The organism is Exiguobacterium sp. LL15, assembly GCF_024436095.1.
GTDB lineage: Bacteria > Bacillota > Bacilli > Exiguobacteriales > Exiguobacteriaceae > Exiguobacterium_A > Exiguobacterium_A indicum.
In genome coordinates, this window is sequence record NZ_JANFNX010000001.1 from 718,840 (window position 1) to 736,042 (window position 17,203).

At 48.5% G+C, this 17,203-nt stretch carries 12 protein-coding genes, 1 other RNA gene, 1 pseudogene and 1 other annotated feature; all 14 genes and pseudogenes read left to right on the forward strand.

The annotated features are described in order from the left end of the window. Positions 1–4 precede the first annotated feature (4 nt). The 14 genes and pseudogenes from queA to NOM72_RS03545 all read left to right on the forward strand — a co-directional run bounded on the left by queA (position 5) and on the right by NOM72_RS03545 (position 17,198). Positions 5–1,045 (forward strand): tRNA preQ1(34) S-adenosylmethionine ribosyltransferase-isomerase QueA, encoded by a 1,041-nt coding sequence (gene queA / locus NOM72_RS03480; protein ID WP_255997815.1) that lies wholly within the window; start codon positions 5–7, stop codon positions 1,043–1,045. Then, complete coding sequence (gene tgt, locus NOM72_RS03485) at positions 1,045–2,190, forward strand: tRNA guanosine(34) transglycosylase Tgt (RefSeq protein WP_029342245.1); 1,146 nt, start codon at positions 1,045–1,047, stop codon at positions 2,188–2,190. The genes queA and tgt overlap by 1 nt, the downstream gene beginning before the upstream one ends. Before the next feature lie 72 nt (positions 2,191–2,262). Next, positions 2,263–2,553, forward strand: a complete 291-nt coding sequence (yajC, locus tag NOM72_RS03490; RefSeq protein ID WP_023468932.1) for a preprotein translocase subunit YajC — start codon at positions 2,263–2,265, stop codon at positions 2,551–2,553. A gap of 153 nt (positions 2,554–2,706) precedes the next feature. Then, positions 2,707–4,918 (forward strand): annotated as a pseudogene (secD, locus tag NOM72_RS03495) (protein translocase subunit SecD). 72 nt (positions 4,919–4,990) lie between these two features. Continuing rightward, positions 4,991–7,300 (forward strand): single-stranded-DNA-specific exonuclease RecJ, encoded by a 2,310-nt coding sequence (recJ, locus tag NOM72_RS03500; RefSeq protein WP_255997818.1) that lies wholly within the window; start codon positions 4,991–4,993, stop codon positions 7,298–7,300. After that, the gene (locus tag NOM72_RS03505) at positions 7,279–7,797 is read left to right on the forward strand and encodes an adenine phosphoribosyltransferase (protein WP_023468928.1); all 519 of its coding nucleotides are present in this window, start codon (positions 7,279–7,281) and stop codon (positions 7,795–7,797) included. The genes recJ and NOM72_RS03505 overlap by 22 nt, the downstream gene beginning before the upstream one ends. A gap of 141 nt (positions 7,798–7,938) precedes the next feature. Then, the gene (locus tag NOM72_RS03510; RefSeq protein WP_023468927.1) at positions 7,939–10,137 is read left to right on the forward strand and encodes a RelA/SpoT family protein; all 2,199 of its coding nucleotides are present in this window, start codon (positions 7,939–7,941) and stop codon (positions 10,135–10,137) included. 14 nt (positions 10,138–10,151) lie between these two features. Beyond that, a complete protein-coding gene (dtd, locus tag NOM72_RS03515) occupies positions 10,152–10,601 on the forward strand; it encodes a D-aminoacyl-tRNA deacylase (protein ID WP_035396647.1) in 450 nt (149 codons plus the stop codon). Between the two features lie 45 nt (positions 10,602–10,646). Continuing rightward, positions 10,647–10,868: a binding site (T-box leader), on the forward strand. Positions 10,869–10,910: 42 nt separating this feature from the next. Further along, positions 10,911–12,191 carry a histidine--tRNA ligase gene (gene hisS / locus NOM72_RS03520; RefSeq protein ID WP_023468925.1) on the forward strand — a complete coding sequence of 427 codons (1,281 nt, stop codon included), beginning with the start codon at positions 10,911–10,913 and terminating at the stop codon, positions 12,189–12,191. After that, positions 12,188–13,954: an aspartate--tRNA ligase gene (aspS, locus tag NOM72_RS03525; RefSeq protein ID WP_255997820.1), complete on the forward strand. Its 1,767-nt coding sequence runs from the start codon at positions 12,188–12,190 to the stop codon at positions 13,952–13,954. The genes hisS and aspS overlap by 4 nt, the downstream gene beginning before the upstream one ends. Before the next feature lie 62 nt (positions 13,955–14,016). Further along, positions 14,017–14,601 carry a DNA-3-methyladenine glycosylase gene (locus tag NOM72_RS03530; protein ID WP_023468923.1) on the forward strand — a complete coding sequence of 195 codons (585 nt, stop codon included), beginning with the start codon at positions 14,017–14,019 and terminating at the stop codon, positions 14,599–14,601. Between the two features lie 290 nt (positions 14,602–14,891). After that, positions 14,892–16,076, forward strand: a complete 1,185-nt coding sequence (locus tag NOM72_RS03535; RefSeq protein ID WP_255997823.1) for a DASH family cryptochrome — start codon at positions 14,892–14,894, stop codon at positions 16,074–16,076. 74 nt (positions 16,077–16,150) lie between these two features. Continuing rightward, positions 16,151–16,340: non-coding RNA, 6S RNA (gene ssrS, locus NOM72_RS03540), on the forward strand. 93 nt (positions 16,341–16,433) lie between these two features. After that, positions 16,434–17,198, forward strand: a complete 765-nt coding sequence (locus NOM72_RS03545; protein WP_023468920.1) for a tRNA threonylcarbamoyladenosine dehydratase — start codon at positions 16,434–16,436, stop codon at positions 17,196–17,198. The last annotated feature ends 5 nt before the right edge of the window (positions 17,199–17,203 follow it).

Genomic DNA, 17,203 nt, shown 5'->3' on the forward strand with positions numbered 1-17,203 from the left:
ACCAATGGATGTAAACTTATTTGATTTTCATTTACCAGAAGAACAAATTGCCCAAGTGCCATTGCTCGACCGGACGAGTTCGAAATTGATGGTTCTCGATCGGGAGACGGGTGCGATTCAGCATCAACACTTCCATGATATCGTCGATCACTTCCGCGAAGATGATACACTCGTCATCAACGATACGAAAGTTTTACCAGCACGTCTCTTTGGTGTGAAGGAAGAGACAGGTGGGAAGATCGAATTGTTACTCTTGAAGCAAACGAGTGACGATGTGTGGGAAACACTGGCGAAACCGGCAAAACGCGTCAAACCAGGAACGATTTTGTCGTTTGGTGACGGATTACTTCGTGCTGAGTGTGTCGAAGCACTTGAAGATGGAGGACGCATCCTGAAGTTTTTCTATGACGGCATTTTTTATGAAGTGCTCGACCAACTCGGAACGATGCCACTACCGCCGTACATTCATGAACAACTCGAGGATCAAGATCGTTATCAGACGGTTTATGCTCGGGAACGCGGAAGTGCGGCAGCACCGACGGCTGGTCTTCACTTTACACCCGAGTTGCTTGAAGCGCTTAAAGCGAAAGGCGTTCGGATCGCACCATTGACGTTACACGTTGGACTTGGCACATTCCGTCCTGTCTCGGTCGACGACGTCGATAGTCACAAGATGCACAGTGAGTATTACGAACTGCCGGAAAGTTCAGCTGCTTTGCTACGCGAAACACGAAAACAAGGCGGACGGATCATCGCGGTCGGGACGACGTCGACACGAACGCTTGAGACGGTCATTCGCGACCATGGCGACTTCGTCGAAGCAACGGGCTGGACGGACATCTTCATCTTCCCGGGTCAGGAAGTCAAAGGGATTGATGGTCTGATCACGAACTTCCACTTACCGAAATCAACATTGATCATGCTCGTGTCCGCGTTATCGACACGGGAACACATTCTGCATGCCTACGAAGAAGCAGTCGCAAACGGCTATCGCTTCTTTAGCTTCGGTGATGCGATGTTCTTAACGAGAGAGGAACGAAACTAATGACAAAACACGCGGTAACATATGAACATATCAAAACATGTAAACAATCCGGAGCGCGGTTAGGAATCGTCCACACGCCGCACGGTAGTTTCGAGACACCAGTCTTCATGCCGGTCGGAACGCAAGCGACGGTCAAGACGATGGCACCGGAACAAATCAAGGACATGAACGCGAACATCATCCTCGCGAACACGTACCACCTCTGGGTGCGTCCAGGACATGATGTCATCAAGGAAGCGGGCGGTCTGCATAAATTCATGAACTGGGATGGCGCGATTCTCACGGATTCAGGTGGCTTCCAAGTCTTCTCACTTGCTGATCTTCGGAACATTTCTGAGGAGGGTGTTCATTTCCGTAACCACTTGAACGGGGACAAATTGTTCTTATCACCGGAAAAAGCGATGGAAATTCAAAATGCACTCGGTTCAGATATCATGATGGCGTTTGACGAGTGCCCACCGTACCCAGCTTCTCACGAGTACATGAAAGCATCTGTCGAACGGACGAGCCGCTGGGCGGAACGTTGTCTTGCTGCGCACGAACGTCCACACGATCAAGCACTGTTCGGTATCATCCAAGGCGGAGAATACGAAGACTTACGTCGCCAAAGTGCAAAAGACCTCGTTGCCCTTGATTTCCCGGGTTATGCGGTCGGTGGTCTTTCGGTCGGAGAGCCAAAAGACGTCATGTACCGTGCGCTCGAATTCACGACACCACTCATGCCGGAAGACAAACCACGTTATTTGATGGGCGTCGGTTCACCGGACGCATTGATCGAGGGTGCGATCCGCGGAATCGATATGTTCGACTGTGTCTTACCGACACGGATCGCACGAAACGGCACATTGATGACATCACAAGGACGTCTCGTCGTCCGGAACGCGAAGTATGCACGTGATTTCCGTCCGCTCGATGAGAAATGTGATTGCTACGCGTGTAAGAACTACTCGCGTTCGTACATCCATCACTTGATTCGTGCGCAAGAAACGTTCGGTCTGCATCTGTGTTCGACACACAATCTTCACTTCCTCGTCAAGTTGATGGAAGGCGTTCGCCAAGCGATTCGTGAGGATCGTCTGCTCGATTTCAAGGAAGAATTCTTCGAAGAATACGGTTACAATTTACCGAACGCAAAGAATTTCTAACAAATCGTCTGACAAATCAATTCTTTCACGGTATAATGAACGTGATTTGAATGATAAAAGGAGCTGAATCAGATGGAAGGTTTATTCACATTCCTCCCGATGATCTTGATCTTCGTGGTGTTCTATTTCTTGTTGATCCGTCCACAGAACAAACGCCAGAAGCAAGTGCGTCAGATGCAAAATGAACTCTCACGCGGCGACTCGATCGTTACGATCGGTGGTCTTCACGGGGTTGTCCAAAAAGTTGACGACATGACGGTGACATTGAAGTCAGGTAATGCACAATTGACATTCAACCGGAGTGCTGTCGCAGAAGTGACGAAAAAATCAACGACTGTCATGGACGACGAAACTGTCGAATAAGGCATTGAAAAGGCGCTTTCCGGATTCCGGAGCGTCTTTTCTGTTTATATATGAGAAAAACGTTTGCTAAGATTACCATTTCTTTTGTAAGCTAGGATAGGAGAACAAAGTTGTCTGAAAATATACTGGGAACTAGAGAAAGGACAATGTAGCATGATCAAGAAAGGGAAACTTGCCACATTCTTCATCGTCGTCATCGCGTTGCTCGTACTGATCGGTACGACATCGTCATGGTTGTTGAAGGATACGAAGCTTGGCCTTGACCTTAAGGGTGGCTTCGAAGTCTTGTATGAAGTACAACCGCTGAAAGAAGGAGACGTCATCGATCAAAATGCGATGAGTGCGACGCTGACGGCAATCGAGAACCGTGTCAACGTCCTCGGTGTCTCTGAACCAGATATCCGTATCGAAGGCGATAACCGGATTCGCGTTCAGCTTGCTGGCGTCAAGGATCAGACGGAAGCGCGTCAAATCCTATCTTCGACAGCACAATTATCATTCCGTGACATCAACAATAAGTTGTTACTGGATGGATCGGATTTAAAAGCCAAAGGCGCAAAAGTCGGATACGATCCACAAACGAACCAACCGCTTGTAGAACTTTCACTTAAATCAAAACAAAAGTTCTATGATGTGACTCAAAAGATTTCACAAATGCAACCACCTGCGAATCGTCTCGTCATCTGGCTCGATTACGAGAAAGGTGATTCGTACGAAAAAGAGATTCAAAAGAAAAACTCGAAAATCGTTTCGGATGCATCTGTTCAAGAACCAATCAATTCGGACAAAGCGATCATTTCTGGTGGCGATATCGATGCCGCATACGGGAAACAATTGTCTTCGATCCTAAACGCCGGTGCGTTACCGGTCAAACTCGAGGAAATCTACTCGACGTCGGTCTCTGCTGCTTTTGGACAGGATGCACTTGATCAAACATTGTTCGCGTCAGCAATTGGTGTAGCCGCTGTCTTCTTGTTCATGCTACTGTTCTACCGGATCTCTGGATTCGTTTCGATCATCACGTTGCTGTTCTACATCTATCTTGTCATGATCTTCTTTAACGGGATCAACGCCGTCCTCACGTTACCGGGGATCGCCGCACTCGTTCTTGGAGTCGGGATGGCGGTCGATGCGAACATCATCACCGCTGAACGGATCAAGGATGAATTACGAAGTGGAAAATCCGTCTTGTCTGCATTCAAAGCCGGTAACCGTCGTTCGTTCGGTACGATTCTTGATGCCAACTTGACGACGTTGATCTCTGCTGGCGTGTTGTACTACTTTGGTACAAGTACGGTCAAAGGATTCGCCATCATGTTGATGGTTTCGATCGCCGTCACGTTCGTCACGAACGTCTTTGTCTCACGTTACCTGATGCAACTCCTTGTCAGTAGCCGATGGTTCGATAAGAAGAAATCATGGTTCGGTGTAAAGGAGAGTGAAATCCGTGAGCTTTAATCCTACGAAATTCGATTACATCAAACATCGAAAAATTTATTTCGCGATCACGATCGCGCTTGTCATCGTTTCTGTACTCTTGTTGTCGTTCCGTGGTCTGAACCTTGGGATTGACTTCACGCAAGGAACTCGCGTCGAGATTTCTTCTGAGAATCAAATTAAGGAAGCGGACGTTCGCTCCGTCATTGAAGATGCCGGGATCGATGCGGAAGAAATCGATGGCATTCAGTTCGCTCAAGGCGGAAAGTTAGCGAACGTCACGTTCGTTGGTGAATTTAGTCAGGATCAAATTTCTGAAATGAAACAAACGATTGAAGCGCAGTATGATAAGGAACCGAGCATCTCGACGGTTTCCGCACAAGTTGGTCAAGAAATCGCGCGTAACGCGATTTATGCCGTCTTGCTCGCGTCACTCGGGATCGTCATCTACGTCTCGTTCCGATTCCAACCGTTATACGGAATTGCGACAGTACTCGCATTGCTACATGATGCGTTGATGATCGTGGCATTCTTCTCGCTGTTCCAGATCGAAGTCAACTTGTACTTCATCGCAGCAATCCTGACGATCATCGGGTATTCCGTCAACGATACGATCGTTACGTTCGACAGGGTACGAGAAAATCTCGGACTCGCTGAAAAAGGTGGTCGGAAAGTCTCGTTTGATGAATTGGCGCATATCGTCAATGAATCAATCCAACAGACGATCATCCGATCGATCAATACCGTCGTCACGGTCGTCATGACAGCAGCAGCGCTCTACATCTTCGGTAGCGAAGCAATCCGTGGATTCAGTCTCGCCCTGCTTGTCGGGTTGATCATGGGGATGTATTCTTCGATCTTCATCGCCGCGCAACTCTGGCTCGTCATGAAGGGTCGGACACTTGGTCGTACAAAACGCGCTTCTTAAAAGAGTATCCGCATCAGCTATCGCTGGTGCGGATTTTCAATTATAATGGGGAAGTTGATTGGAGGGTTTGAGATGTACCATGCTAAAAAAACATGGCTTGATAAAGTCATCGATTCAGAACAAATCGAACAATTGACGGCGGATGGCACAATCTCACCGCACGTCGCACAACTACTTGTCCAACGGGGATTCACAACACGTGAAGCTGCCCGTGATTTTTTAGAGACCGATCAAATGGCATTTCATGATCCATTTGCTTTCAAAGACATGCCAAAAGTCGTCGAACGGATTCAACGTGCCGTCGACGAGGGCGAGATGATTTTGATTTACGGTGATTATGATGTCGACGGCGTGAGTTCCGCTGCGATTCTCTGGCATGCCTTGATTGAAATCGGAGGAATGGCAGAGTGTTATATCCCGAACCGTTTCACGGAAGGCTATGGACCAAACGAAGCCGCGTTTCGCTGGGCTGCAGAAGAAGGGTTCAGCCTCGTTATCACGGTCGACTGTGGGATTTCCGGCATTCATGAAGCCGATGTCCTAAAGGAACTCGGGGTCGATTTAATCATCACCGATCACCACGAAGCAAAAGAAACGTTACCTGATGCCTTTGCCTTAATTCACCCAGGTGTCGATCCAGACTATCCGTTCTCGAAGCTTGCTGGGGCAGGTGTTGCCTTTAAAGTCGCACATGCACTCCTTGACCGTGAACCCGTCGAGTTACTCGATCTTGCGGTGCTCGGAACGATTGCCGATCTTGTGCCGCTCGTCGGAGAGAACAGGTTGCTTGCGATACGCGGCATCGAGGCGCTGAATGCGAGTGAACGCCCGGGTATCCTTGCGTTACGTGACGTTTGTAGTTTGACGGAAGACGAACTGACGGAAGAATCAGTCGGATTTGCATTCGGTCCGCGGATCAATGCGGCAGGTCGTCTTGATTCGGCGATGCCAGCGCTTGAGATGTTACTAGCGGAAAGCAAAGATGAGGCACTTCATCTCGCGAAACAACTCGACCAACAAAATAAACAACGTCAAGATATCGTCAAGCAGATTGCGGAGGAAGCAACGGCGCTTGTCGAAGAACGTTTTAAAGATGACCGCGTACTCGTCGTCGATGCGGCAGATTGGAATCCAGGTGTCGTCGGGATCGTCGCCTCGCGACTCGTTGAAAAATACCATCGTCCCGTCATCATGCTGTGTCATGATGCTGAAAAAGGAACAGCGAAGGGTTCTGGACGATCGATTCCAGCCTTTGATTTATTCGCTGAACTCACGAAATGTGAAGATATCTTGCCGCATTTCGGAGGACATCCGGCTGCTGCCGGCATGACGCTCTCTTCCGATGACGTCGAGGCGTTACGTCAACGTTTGAATGAACAAGCAAGTACGTTGCCGGACGATGCCTTCATCGCGACGATCGATGTGGATCTACGTCTACAGGTCAGTGATGTGTCAATTCAGTTGATTGAAGATATTCAGCGATTGGCACCGTTCGGGATGGGAAATCCCGCACCACGGATCGTCATCGAGCAAGCGAAGATCCGTGACATGAAACGGATCGGTCGTGACTTGACGCATGTCAAAGCACTACTATCAGGCGACGGGAAGGAACTCGATGCGATCGGCTTCGGCTTCGGCGACCTTGTCGATGAAGTCTCGACCTTATCGGAGATTCACTTGATGGGCAGTCTGAACATCAATGAATGGAATGGGTTCCGTAAACCACAATTGATGATTCAAGACGTCGCTGTCGAAGATGTCCAAGTGTTCGATTACCGCGGCGGTAAGCGGCCGCTGAGCGAACTATTCGCCTTACCGCATGAGACGACGACATTCGTCGCCTTTACCGATGAGGTGAAAGAGAAGTACGCGGAACGTCCGTTGAACGGTCCGATCCATCAAAATATCGTTTTCCTTGATCTACCGGAAGAAGAAGCAGCATTTTATCCATACGTGCAACAGGCAGAGCGGATTTATTGTGCCTTTAAGGACGAGGGATATTATTTCGAGACGATTCCGTCGCGGGAGGACTTCAAGCATTACTTCCAGTATTTCGCGAAATGTCCACGCGACGAGCTCCGAATTGGTCTCGTACGTTTGTCGAAATCGCGAAAATGGACGAAACGATCGATTAACTTTATGCATTCGGTATTCTCGGAACTTGATTTTCTTGTTACAATGGAGGACGGGCTGCCGGGTGTAAACCCAAATGCTGCAAAACGAGATCTGACGGAAGCTCCGACGTACCAGCGTCATGAAGCGCGTCAAGAGCTCGAGCAACAATACATTTATTCGTCACTCGCTCAGTTGAAAGAGCGTTTTGATACTTTGGTAGAAGCGGCGAAGCAGGAGGAAAAGACATGGAGTTCAAACAGCATATAAAAGAGGTCGAAAACTGGCCGAAAGAAGGAATCAGTTTCAAAGACATCACATCACTCATGCAGAACGGACCAGTATACAAACAATCGGTTGATGCACTTGTCGAATATGCACGCAGTAAAGGTGCTGATGTCATCGCGGGTCCGGAAGCACGTGGATTCGTAGTTGGTTGCCCAGCCGCTTACGCGATGGAAATCGGATTCGTACCTGTCCGTAAAGAAGGAAAATTACCACGTGAGACAGTCCGTGTCGAGTATGGTCTTGAGTACGGAAAAGACGTCTTGACGATGCATGAAGATGCGATTCAACCAGGACAACGCGTCGTCATCCTTGACGACTTGCTTGCGACAGGTGGTACGATCGAAGCGACGATCCAAATGATTGAAAAATTAGGCGGAACGGTTGCCGGAATCGGATTCTTGATTGAACTCGATGGTCTTGGTGGACGTGAGAAACTCGAAGGATACGACGTTCTTTCATTGATTCGTTACGAAGACTAAAGCATATATACTCTCTTGGTACATGGTGACCAAGGGGGTATTTCTTTTTATTTTGACATCTTCTCAAGATTTCACGATAATAAGAACTATATATTAGGGATTCCGTTGCAGACGATCCCGGGGACTGGGTGAGGAAAAGGGATGACAAACAAACAAATCGTAAATGTAGAAGACCTTCTCGCTCGATGTGCGGAATACATGACGCAAGCTGAAGTCAAAGACATCGAACGGGCTTACCAATTCGCGAAAGACGAACATGATGGGCAATTCCGCCGTTCTGGGGAACCCTACATCATTCATCCGGTACAAGTTGCCGGTATCTTAGTCGATATTGGTTTGGATGCAACGACGATCGTCGCTGCGCTTCTTCATGATGTCGTCGAAGATACGGACATTACACTCGAAGAATTAACGGAACGATTCGGACCCGACGTCGCGATGCTCGTTGACGGCGTCACGAAACTCGGGAAAATCAAATATAAATCGAAACGCGAAGAATTGGCTGAGAACCACCGGAAGATGTTCATCGCGATGGCAGAAGACATTCGCGTCATCTTGATCAAACTGGCTGACCGTCTGCATAACATGCGAACGTTGCAACATATGGTCAAGGAAAAGCAGGTGCAAAAGGCAGAAGAGACGCTCGAAATCTTTGCACCGCTTGCGCATCGTCTCGGGATCTCGACGATCAAGTGGGAACTCGAAGACATCAGTTTGCGTTATATCAATCCACAACAGTACTACCGGATTGTCTCAATGATGAAACAAAAACGGACGGAACGCGAAGCGCTAGTCAGTTCGGTCATTGAAGAGGTCAACGAAGTACTCGATGATGTACAAATCGCAGCGGAAGTCGATGGACGTCCGAAGCATATCTATTCCATTTATAACAAGATGCAAAACTCGAAAAAAGAGTTCAGCGAAATTTATGACTTGATGGCTGTGCGCATCATCGTCGATTCAATCAAGGACTGTTACGCTGTTCTCGGAATCATTCATACGCAATATAAACCGATGCCGGGACGTTTCAAGGATTATATCGCGATGCCGAAGCCGAACATGTATCAATCGCTGCATACGACGGTCATCGGACCGAAAGGCGAGCCGCTCGAGGTCCAAATTCGGACACGGGACATGCACTTTATTGCCGAGTACGGGATTGCCGCTCACTGGGCGTATAAAGAAGGCAAGGAACAGGAAGCGAAATCAGGCTTTGAGGATAAGATTGCCCATTTCCGTGAAATTCTTGAGTTACAGAAGGATACGGCGGATGCTGAAGAATTCATGGAATCGGTCAAAGTCGATTTCTTTAGTGACATGTTGTACGTCTTTACACCAAAAGGCGACGTCATCGAATTGCCGAAAGGCTCTGTTCCGATTGATTATGCCTACCGGATTCATACAGAGATCGGTCACCGGACGATCGGAGCGAAAGTCAACGGACGAATGGTACCGATTGATTATAAGCTGAAGACAGGCGACATCATTGAAATCGTCACATCAAAACACAGTTATGGTCCAAGTAAGGACTGGCTCAAGATTTGTGTGTCGAGTCAGGCGAAGAACAAGATCCGTCAATGGTTCAAACGTCAGCAACGCGAAGAGAACGTCTCTAAAGGACGGGAACTGATCGAAGCAGAAGTCAAGAAACTCGGATTCGAGCCGAAGGAAGTCATCAATGAGAAGACGCTCGAAGACGTGACGCGGAAGTTCAACTTCGCGCAAGAAGAAGACATGTATGCTGCTGTTGGGTATCATGGTCTGACCGCTGCCCAAGTCGCGCATAAATTGACGGAAAAGTTACGCAAAGACAAAGAGTCCAAAAATCTTGAACTGAACGAAGCCATCAGTGAGATGAAGACGTTTGATCGTCCGAAGAAGGAAAATCCAGAAGGCGTTCGTGTCAAAGGAATCGATAACATGCTCGTTCGCATGAGTCGTTGTTGTAATCCAGTACCAGGGGACGATATCGTCGGGTATATCACACGTGGACGGGGTGTCTCGATTCACCGGACGGATTGTTTGAATGTCATTCATGAACAAAATCCAGAACGCTTGCTCGAAGTCGAGTGGGAACACGAAGGCAAAGCCGTTAAGAGTTATAACGTCGAAATCGAAATTTCTGGATTCGACCGGGCTGGATTATTGAACGATGTCCTGCAGTCGGTATCTGCGACGAATACGAACATTGTTGCCGTCAGCGGGAAAGGCGACGACAGTAAACAAGCCAAAATCACGATGACGATCGCGATCAACAACGTCAACCATTTACAAAAAGTCGTCGATCGGATCAAACAAATCTCTGACGTGTATGCTGTGCATCGCGTCATGATGACGTAAGGAGCGGATAAGTCATGCGAGTCGTATTACAACGAGTCAAAGAAGCAAGTGTCACAGTCGATCAGGAGGTCATCGGTCAAATCAAGCAAGGTTTTCTCTTGCTTGTCGGTGTCACGCACGAAGACACGATCGATCAGGTGAACTGGTTAGCTGATAAAATCGCAGGACTCCGCGTGTTTGAAGATGAAGAGGAACGGATGAACCGCTCGTTGCAAGATGTCGACGGTCAGATTCTATCCGTCTCGCAGTTCACGTTGTATGGTGATGTCAAAAAAGGACGTCGCCCAGCGTTTACGGAAGCAGCGAAACCTGATGTTGCCAACGAATTGTATGAAGCGTTCAATGAACGTCTTCGCGCGCAAGGACTGACAGTCGAGACAGGTCAGTTCGGTGCGATGATGGATATCGCGCTCGTCAATGATGGACCGGTGACATTGATTCTTGAAAAAGAAGCAAACGCTTGACAGGAACCGAGAGACGAGGCAATATTAGACGTAACCAAATGATTCATACGACCGAAGACGAAGAGGAGTAATCAAGACCTCGTCTGCTTAGAGAGTCGCCCCTTGGCTGGAAGGGCGAACAGACGAACTCGATGAAAGACCCTTCCGAGGTATCTTCCTGAACCGATAGTAGGGAAGGTCGTACGCAGGCGTTAACTGCACCGAGTGGTCAAATGTGATTTGACAACCAGGGTGGTACCACGGGATCTTCAAGTTCTCGTCCCTTTGCGGACGAGGACTTTTTTGTATTCAAAAAAGGAGGAATTTGAGATGAAATTACCACGCGGTACGTTTGATGTCCTTCCAGGAACAGTCGAACGCTGGCAGTACATCGAGCAACAATTACGTGACATTAGTAAGCGTTACAACTATAAGGAAATCCGGACGCCGATTTTTGAGGAGACAGAACTCTTTAAACGTGGCGTCGGTGAGACGACGGATATCGTTCAAAAAGAAATGTTCATGCTTGAGAAACGCGGAAAAGACCAGTTGACGTTACGTCCAGAAGGAACGGCTGCTGTCGTTCGTTCATTCGTAACGAACAAGCTGTTCGGTTCACCAAACCAACCGACGAAATTGTTCTACATTGGACCGATGTTCCGTTATGAACGTCCGCAAGCAGGTCGTTTCCGTCAGCTCCACCAATACGGAGTCGAAGCACTTGGCAGTGAACAACCAGCGATCGATGCGGAAGTCATCAGTCTCGCGATGAGCATCTACCGTTCATTTGGATTGAAGCACCTTAAGCTCGTCATCAATACACTCGGGGATAACGAAAGTCGCGCCGCACACCGGGCAGCACTTGTCGATCACTTCAAACCGGTCGTTCACGAGTTATGTCAGGACTGTCAGAACCGTCTCGAAACGAATCCACTTCGTGTCCTTGACTGTAAGGTCGACCGCGATCACCCGAGCATGGCAACAGCACCATCAATTCTCGATTACTTAAACCCGGCATCAAAAGCTTACTTCGACGAAGTATTGCTTCACTTAGATGCACTCGGCATCGAGTATGTCGTTGATCCAACGCTCGTTCGCGGAATCGATTATTACAATCACACGGCGTTCGAGATCATGTCAGAAGCAGAAGGCTTCGGAGCAATCACGACACTATGTGGTGGTGGACGATACAACGGTCTCGTCGAACAAATCGGTGGACCGGCAACACCGGGAATCGGATTCGGAATCGGCATCGAGCGTTTATTGATGGCGCTTGAGAATGAGAACGTCTTACCGGCAGTCGATGATCAAATCGATGTCTTCATCGTCGCGCAAGGCAGTGACGAAGTCGAAAAGACAGCAACACGTCTCTTACAATTGATGCGTCTCGAAGGACTTGTCGCCGATCGGGATTATCTCGGTCGGAAGTTCAAAGGACAATTCAAAGCAGCCGATCGCTTGAAAGCACGCTACACGGTCATCCTCGGGGATGAAGAAGTCGAGCGTGGTGCAGCGGCGCTGAAGAACATGGCTACAGGGGAACAGACGGACGTTCCATTATCAGCAGTCGCTGATACGATCGTCGCGAAATTAAAGGAGGAAGCACAATGATCGGACGCACGCATATGAACGGTCAGGTGACGGAAGAAGTCATCGGACAACACGTTCAACTTAAAGGATGGGTTCAAAAACGACGTGACTTAGGAGGATTGATCTTCCTTGATCTCCGCGACCGGAGTGGTATCGTCCAAATCGTCTTCCAACCGGAAAACGAGCAGGCACACCGCCTTGCAGAATCAATTCGTTCAGAGTATGTCCTCGATATCAAAGGACACGTCATCGCACGTGAGAATCCGAACCCGAACATTCCGACTGGGCAAGTCGAGGTCGTCGCGGATGAAGTCGTCATCTTGAATGCAGCGAAGATGACACCATTCCCGATCAGTGAAGAAGCAGAGCAGACGTCAGAAGATTTACGTCTTAAATATCGTTATCTTGACTTGCGTCGTCCGTCGCTTCAAGAGACATTCCGTCTTCGTTCGAAAGCATCGAACATTATGCGGAACTTCCTCGATGAGCAAGACTTCTTGGAAGTCGAGACACCAATCTTAACGAAATCAACACCAGAAGGCGCACGTGACTATCTCGTTCCGAGTCGTGTTCACCCAGGTGAGTTCTATGCCTTGCCACAATCACCGCAATTGTTCAAACAATTGCTGATGGTGTCTGGTTTTGAACGGTACTTCCAAATTGCACGTTGTTTCCGTGACGAAGACTTACGGGCAGACCGTCAACCTGAATTCACGCAAGTCGACATCGAGACGAGCTTCATGGACATCGAAGACTTGTATGCGATGATGGAATCGATGATGACACGTGTCATGAAGGAAACGCTTGGTAAAGATATCGTGACACCGTTCCCACGGATGCCGTACGCGGAAGCGATGAGCCGGTATGGTTCGGATAAACCGGATACACGCTTCGGTCTCGAATTGATTGATGTCGCGGAAGCCGTCAAAGGGGCAGGATTCAAAGTATTCGACATGGCACTAGAAGCTGGTGGCGAAGTTAAAGCCTTGAACGTCAAAGGTGCAGCAGAGCGCTTCTCGCGGAAAGATATCGATAAGTTACAAGAATTCACGGCGATTTACGGTGCAAAAGGTCTCGCGTGGGTCAAAGTGACAGGGGACGGACTGAACGGTCCGATCGCGAAGTTCTTCGACGAAGAACCAGCTGCTCGCCTGACAGCGGCGACAGGTGCGGAAGCAGGCGACTTATTGTTGTTCGTCGCAGCAAAAGCATCTATCGTAGCAGACAGCTTAGGTGCGCTCCGTCAGAAATTAGCGAAGGAACTGGACTTGATCGATGAGTCGGTCTTCAACTTCCTTTGGGTGACGGACTTCCCACTCGTCACGTATGAAGAAGAAGAAGGTCGTTTCTACGCGAACCACCACCCGTTCACGATGCCACGTCGTGAAGATCTCGAATTGCTCGAGACGGATCCTGGAAAAGTCCTCGCCGTCGCGTACGACCTCGTCTTGAACGGATACGAGCTCGGCGGTGGATCACAACGGATCTACGAACGGGATATCCAAGAGCGGATGTTTAAGTTGCTTGGCTTCACAGAAGAAGAAGCAAACGAGCAGTTCGGTTTCTTGATGGAAGCATTCGAATACGGAACACCACCACATGCGGGGATCGCACTTGGTCTAGACCGTCTCGTTATGTTACTCGCAGGACGTTCAAACTTGCGTGATACGATTGCCTTCCCGAAAACAGCATCAGCAAGTGATCTGTTGACGGCAGCACCAAGCCCAGTCTCGGATGCACAATTAAACGATCTCTCGATTCGAACAGCGGTCAAACAATCTTAAGATACGACAAGCGAATCTTCCGGTATGGGAGATTCGCTTGTTTCATGAAGGAGGATGAACGGATGGAACGACACTTTTTTGAACGGTCTCCGGTTGAAGTCGGTCCAGACTTCTTAGGAACACAGATCACAGTCGATGAGGTGACGATGCGGATCGTCGAGGTCGAAGCCTATCTCGGTCCTCACGATCAAGCAGCGCATTCGTTTTCCGGAAAACCAACGAAACGGACGGCACCGATGTTCGGTCCACCGGGGCATCTCTATGTGTATTTCACATATGGGATGCATCACTGCATGAATATCGTTTGTGGACATGAAGGGGAAGGATACGGATTATTGCTACGAGGTGCGGAAATCATTAGTGGGCACGATCTCGTCGCGGAACGTCGTTTTGGTTGTTCCTACGCAGAGTTGACAGCGGCGCAACGACGCAATCTCGTCAATGGACCGGCGAAACTGTGCCAAGGATTCGGTCTAACGACAGCTGATTCGGGACAGGATCTTTATCAAGACCGTTTCCGACTTGTTGCTGACTCGGTCGACGCGGTCGTCCAGACGACACGGATCGGTATTCCGAATGCAGGAGAAGCGACAGCTTATCCATGGCGGTTTTATGTAGAGGCGAGTGAAGGTGTTAGTAAACGTTAAAAAATGGACGCTCCGATAAGGAGACGTCCATTTTTTATTTAGGGTTGTTGATTGATTTTTTCGACTGTTGCTTTTTATAGAATTTATAGACGATTGGACCAACCGTCGTTACGAGCGTCATTAATGTTCTGAGTTTACCGCGTTTTGCTGCCATTGATTCATTCACTCCTCTGATTTGTTGTACTAATCATATTCCACGAAAACAACGTCTTAAAACCTCATCGGCACATCGATTGGTTTTCTATATGCCTTGGTCGGGTCATAGTATAAGGAGAAGGGAGTCGATCAATATGGGAGCAGTCGTTTGGTATCGTCATGATTTACGTGTCGATGATCATGAGGCACTTCGGAGTGCGTGTGAAGAACAGGACGTCATTCGTGCCGTATACGTCAAAGACCAAAAGAAACGCGATTTTAAAAGAGGTACACAACAAGCGCGATTTGAACAAGAGACACTAGAGAACCTAGCGAGTCATCTGGCTCAGATCGGAATCACGCTAGATATTCTAGAAGGGAAGGTGCATGAGACACTCGATTCTTATCTGCAAGCGGATGATACCGTCTATTTCCATAAGATGACCGGAACAGAAGAAGCGACAAGTGAGCAGTATATCGAAGACAGATATACCGTCCGCTCTTTTGAAACACAGACGTTACATCGTCGGGAAGATATCGGAAGTGATGAATTAAAGCGCGTCTTTACGGCATTTCGAAAACGGGTCGAGGCGAAAGGGACTTTCTACGATCCACTCGATCCACCAACTGGTATTCAGCTAATAAAAGAGGAATCGGTCGAAGCGGATCCCGAAATCGCGTTCCCGTTCCGTGGTGGAGAGTCAGCAGGGAGAGCGCGCCTTCAGGAATATCTTGCTGAGCCTGTATTCACCTATAAAGAAACACGTAACGGCTTCTTACGAAATGATTCTTCGAAGTTGTCTGCCTGGCTAGCGAACGGTTCACTCTCACCGCGCCGCGTCATGGCTGAATTACAAGAAGCCGAGCGAAAACAGGGAGCGAATGAATCGACGTACTGGTTGTATTTCGAATTGTTATGGCGTGACTTCTTCCATTTGACGATGCGTGAGACAGGAAGCCGTCTGTTCCGTGCGAGCGGATTACAAGAAGGTCAATACACGTGGAAGGCGGACCAGCTGGCTGTCGAACGCTGGATAGAAGGAAAAACTGGTGTGCCATTCGTCGACGCCTTCATGAACGAGATTCGCGAGACGGGATGGATGTCGAACCGCGGCAGGCAGATCGTTGCCAGTTATCTAATTCATGAATTAAAGCAGGACTGGCGCATCGGAGCGCGATATTTCGAACAGCAGTTGATCGACTATGATGTCGCTTCGAATTATGGGAACTGGGCGTTCATCGCGGGTGTTGGGAATGCAACACGCACACCACGATTTGATCCTGCATTCCAACAACAACGATATGATCCGAATCAACACTTCACGAAACGTTGGACCTGAAAAAAGCATCTTTTTCTGGAGTGGGAAGTAGTTGCATTTCAGAGGGGAGGATGCTATATTAAATGCATCAGATGGGGTTCCTGAATTGTACGAGAGCCGCCTTTTATCTTTGAGCCACTCTTTTTTGATAGGGAGTTTGACGTTCCAACTAGTAGTACATGCCTCGTAACACAGCAGGAGGACGTACGAATAGGAATCGGATAAGACACCCACCTGCACAGCAGGTTCAAAAATAAGGTATCGACACGGCACTTCGGGTCCCATCGTCTTATTATTTTGTTGTTTGACACGTCGCATGACGTTTTTTTTTATGATATAATTCCGAGTAAAACAGTATGAGTATTGTGAGGTTATGAGATGTTACATCAATTTTCGCGTAATGAATTAGCAATCGGTAAAACTGGACTTGACGCATTGGCATCCAAGTCCGTCGCTATTCTGGGTATCGGTGGTGTTGGATCGTTCTCAGCAGAAGCGCTTGCCCGCAGTGGTGTAGGTCGTTTGATTCTTGTCGATAAGGACGATATCGACATCACGAACGTCAACCGACAAATCCATGCTTTGCTTCCGACGGTTGGTCAACCGAAGGTCGATGCGATGGCAGAACGTCTTGCGTTAATCAATCCGGATCTTGAAATCGTTCGCTTGAAGATGTTCTACAATGAAGAGACATTCGAGTCGTTCTTCGAACAGCAACCGGATTATGTCATCGATGCATCGGACACGGTCTCGTTCAAGATTCACTTGATTCAGGAATGTAAGAAACGTAACATTCCAATCATCTCAAGCATGGGGATGGCGAACAAGATGGATCCAACACGCATCAAGATCGTTGACATCAAAGATACAAGTTATGATCCACTAGCGAAGGTCATTCGGACGAAACTTCGGAAAGCCGGCATCCATAAAGGTGTTCCTGTCGTCTTCTCCGATGAACCGCCCGTTAAGATCATCGAAGAAGTCCGTCAAGTCGTCGGAAACGATGCGGCTGCAATTCGTAAGGCAAAGATGCCGCCAAGTTCAAATGCGTTCGTTCCATCAGTTGGTGGATTGATCGCAGCGAGCTACGTCATCAACGAGATCGTCCGTGAAGCCGGCGTGACGATCGAACGCGTTCGTTAAAAAAA

Excerpts from the sequence above, each read along its gene's own strand:
- NOM72_RS03505 (WP_023468928.1), top strand. The coding sequence starts at position 7,279 with ATGGAGTTCAAACAGCATATAAAAGAGGTCGAAAACTGGCCGAAAGAA.
- NOM72_RS03545 (WP_023468920.1), top strand. The coding sequence starts at position 16,434 with ATGTTACATCAATTTTCGCGTAATGAATTAGCAATCGGTAAAACTGGA.
- queA (WP_255997815.1), top strand. The coding sequence starts at position 5 with ATGGATGTAAACTTATTTGATTTTCATTTACCAGAAGAACAAATTGCC.
- dtd (WP_035396647.1), top strand. The coding sequence starts at position 10,152 with ATGCGAGTCGTATTACAACGAGTCAAAGAAGCAAGTGTCACAGTCGAT.
- yajC (WP_023468932.1), top strand. The coding sequence starts at position 2,263 with ATGGAAGGTTTATTCACATTCCTCCCGATGATCTTGATCTTCGTGGTG.
- tgt (WP_029342245.1), top strand. The coding sequence starts at position 1,045 with ATGACAAAACACGCGGTAACATATGAACATATCAAAACATGTAAACAA.
- NOM72_RS03530 (WP_023468923.1), top strand. The coding sequence starts at position 14,017 with ATGGAACGACACTTTTTTGAACGGTCTCCGGTTGAAGTCGGTCCAGAC.
- hisS (WP_023468925.1), top strand. The coding sequence starts at position 10,911 with ATGAAATTACCACGCGGTACGTTTGATGTCCTTCCAGGAACAGTCGAA.
- NOM72_RS03535 (WP_255997823.1), top strand. The coding sequence starts at position 14,892 with ATGGGAGCAGTCGTTTGGTATCGTCATGATTTACGTGTCGATGATCAT.
- NOM72_RS03510 (WP_023468927.1), top strand. The coding sequence starts at position 7,939 with ATGACAAACAAACAAATCGTAAATGTAGAAGACCTTCTCGCTCGATGT.
- recJ (WP_255997818.1), top strand. The coding sequence starts at position 4,991 with ATGTACCATGCTAAAAAAACATGGCTTGATAAAGTCATCGATTCAGAA.
- aspS (WP_255997820.1), top strand. The coding sequence starts at position 12,188 with ATGATCGGACGCACGCATATGAACGGTCAGGTGACGGAAGAAGTCATC.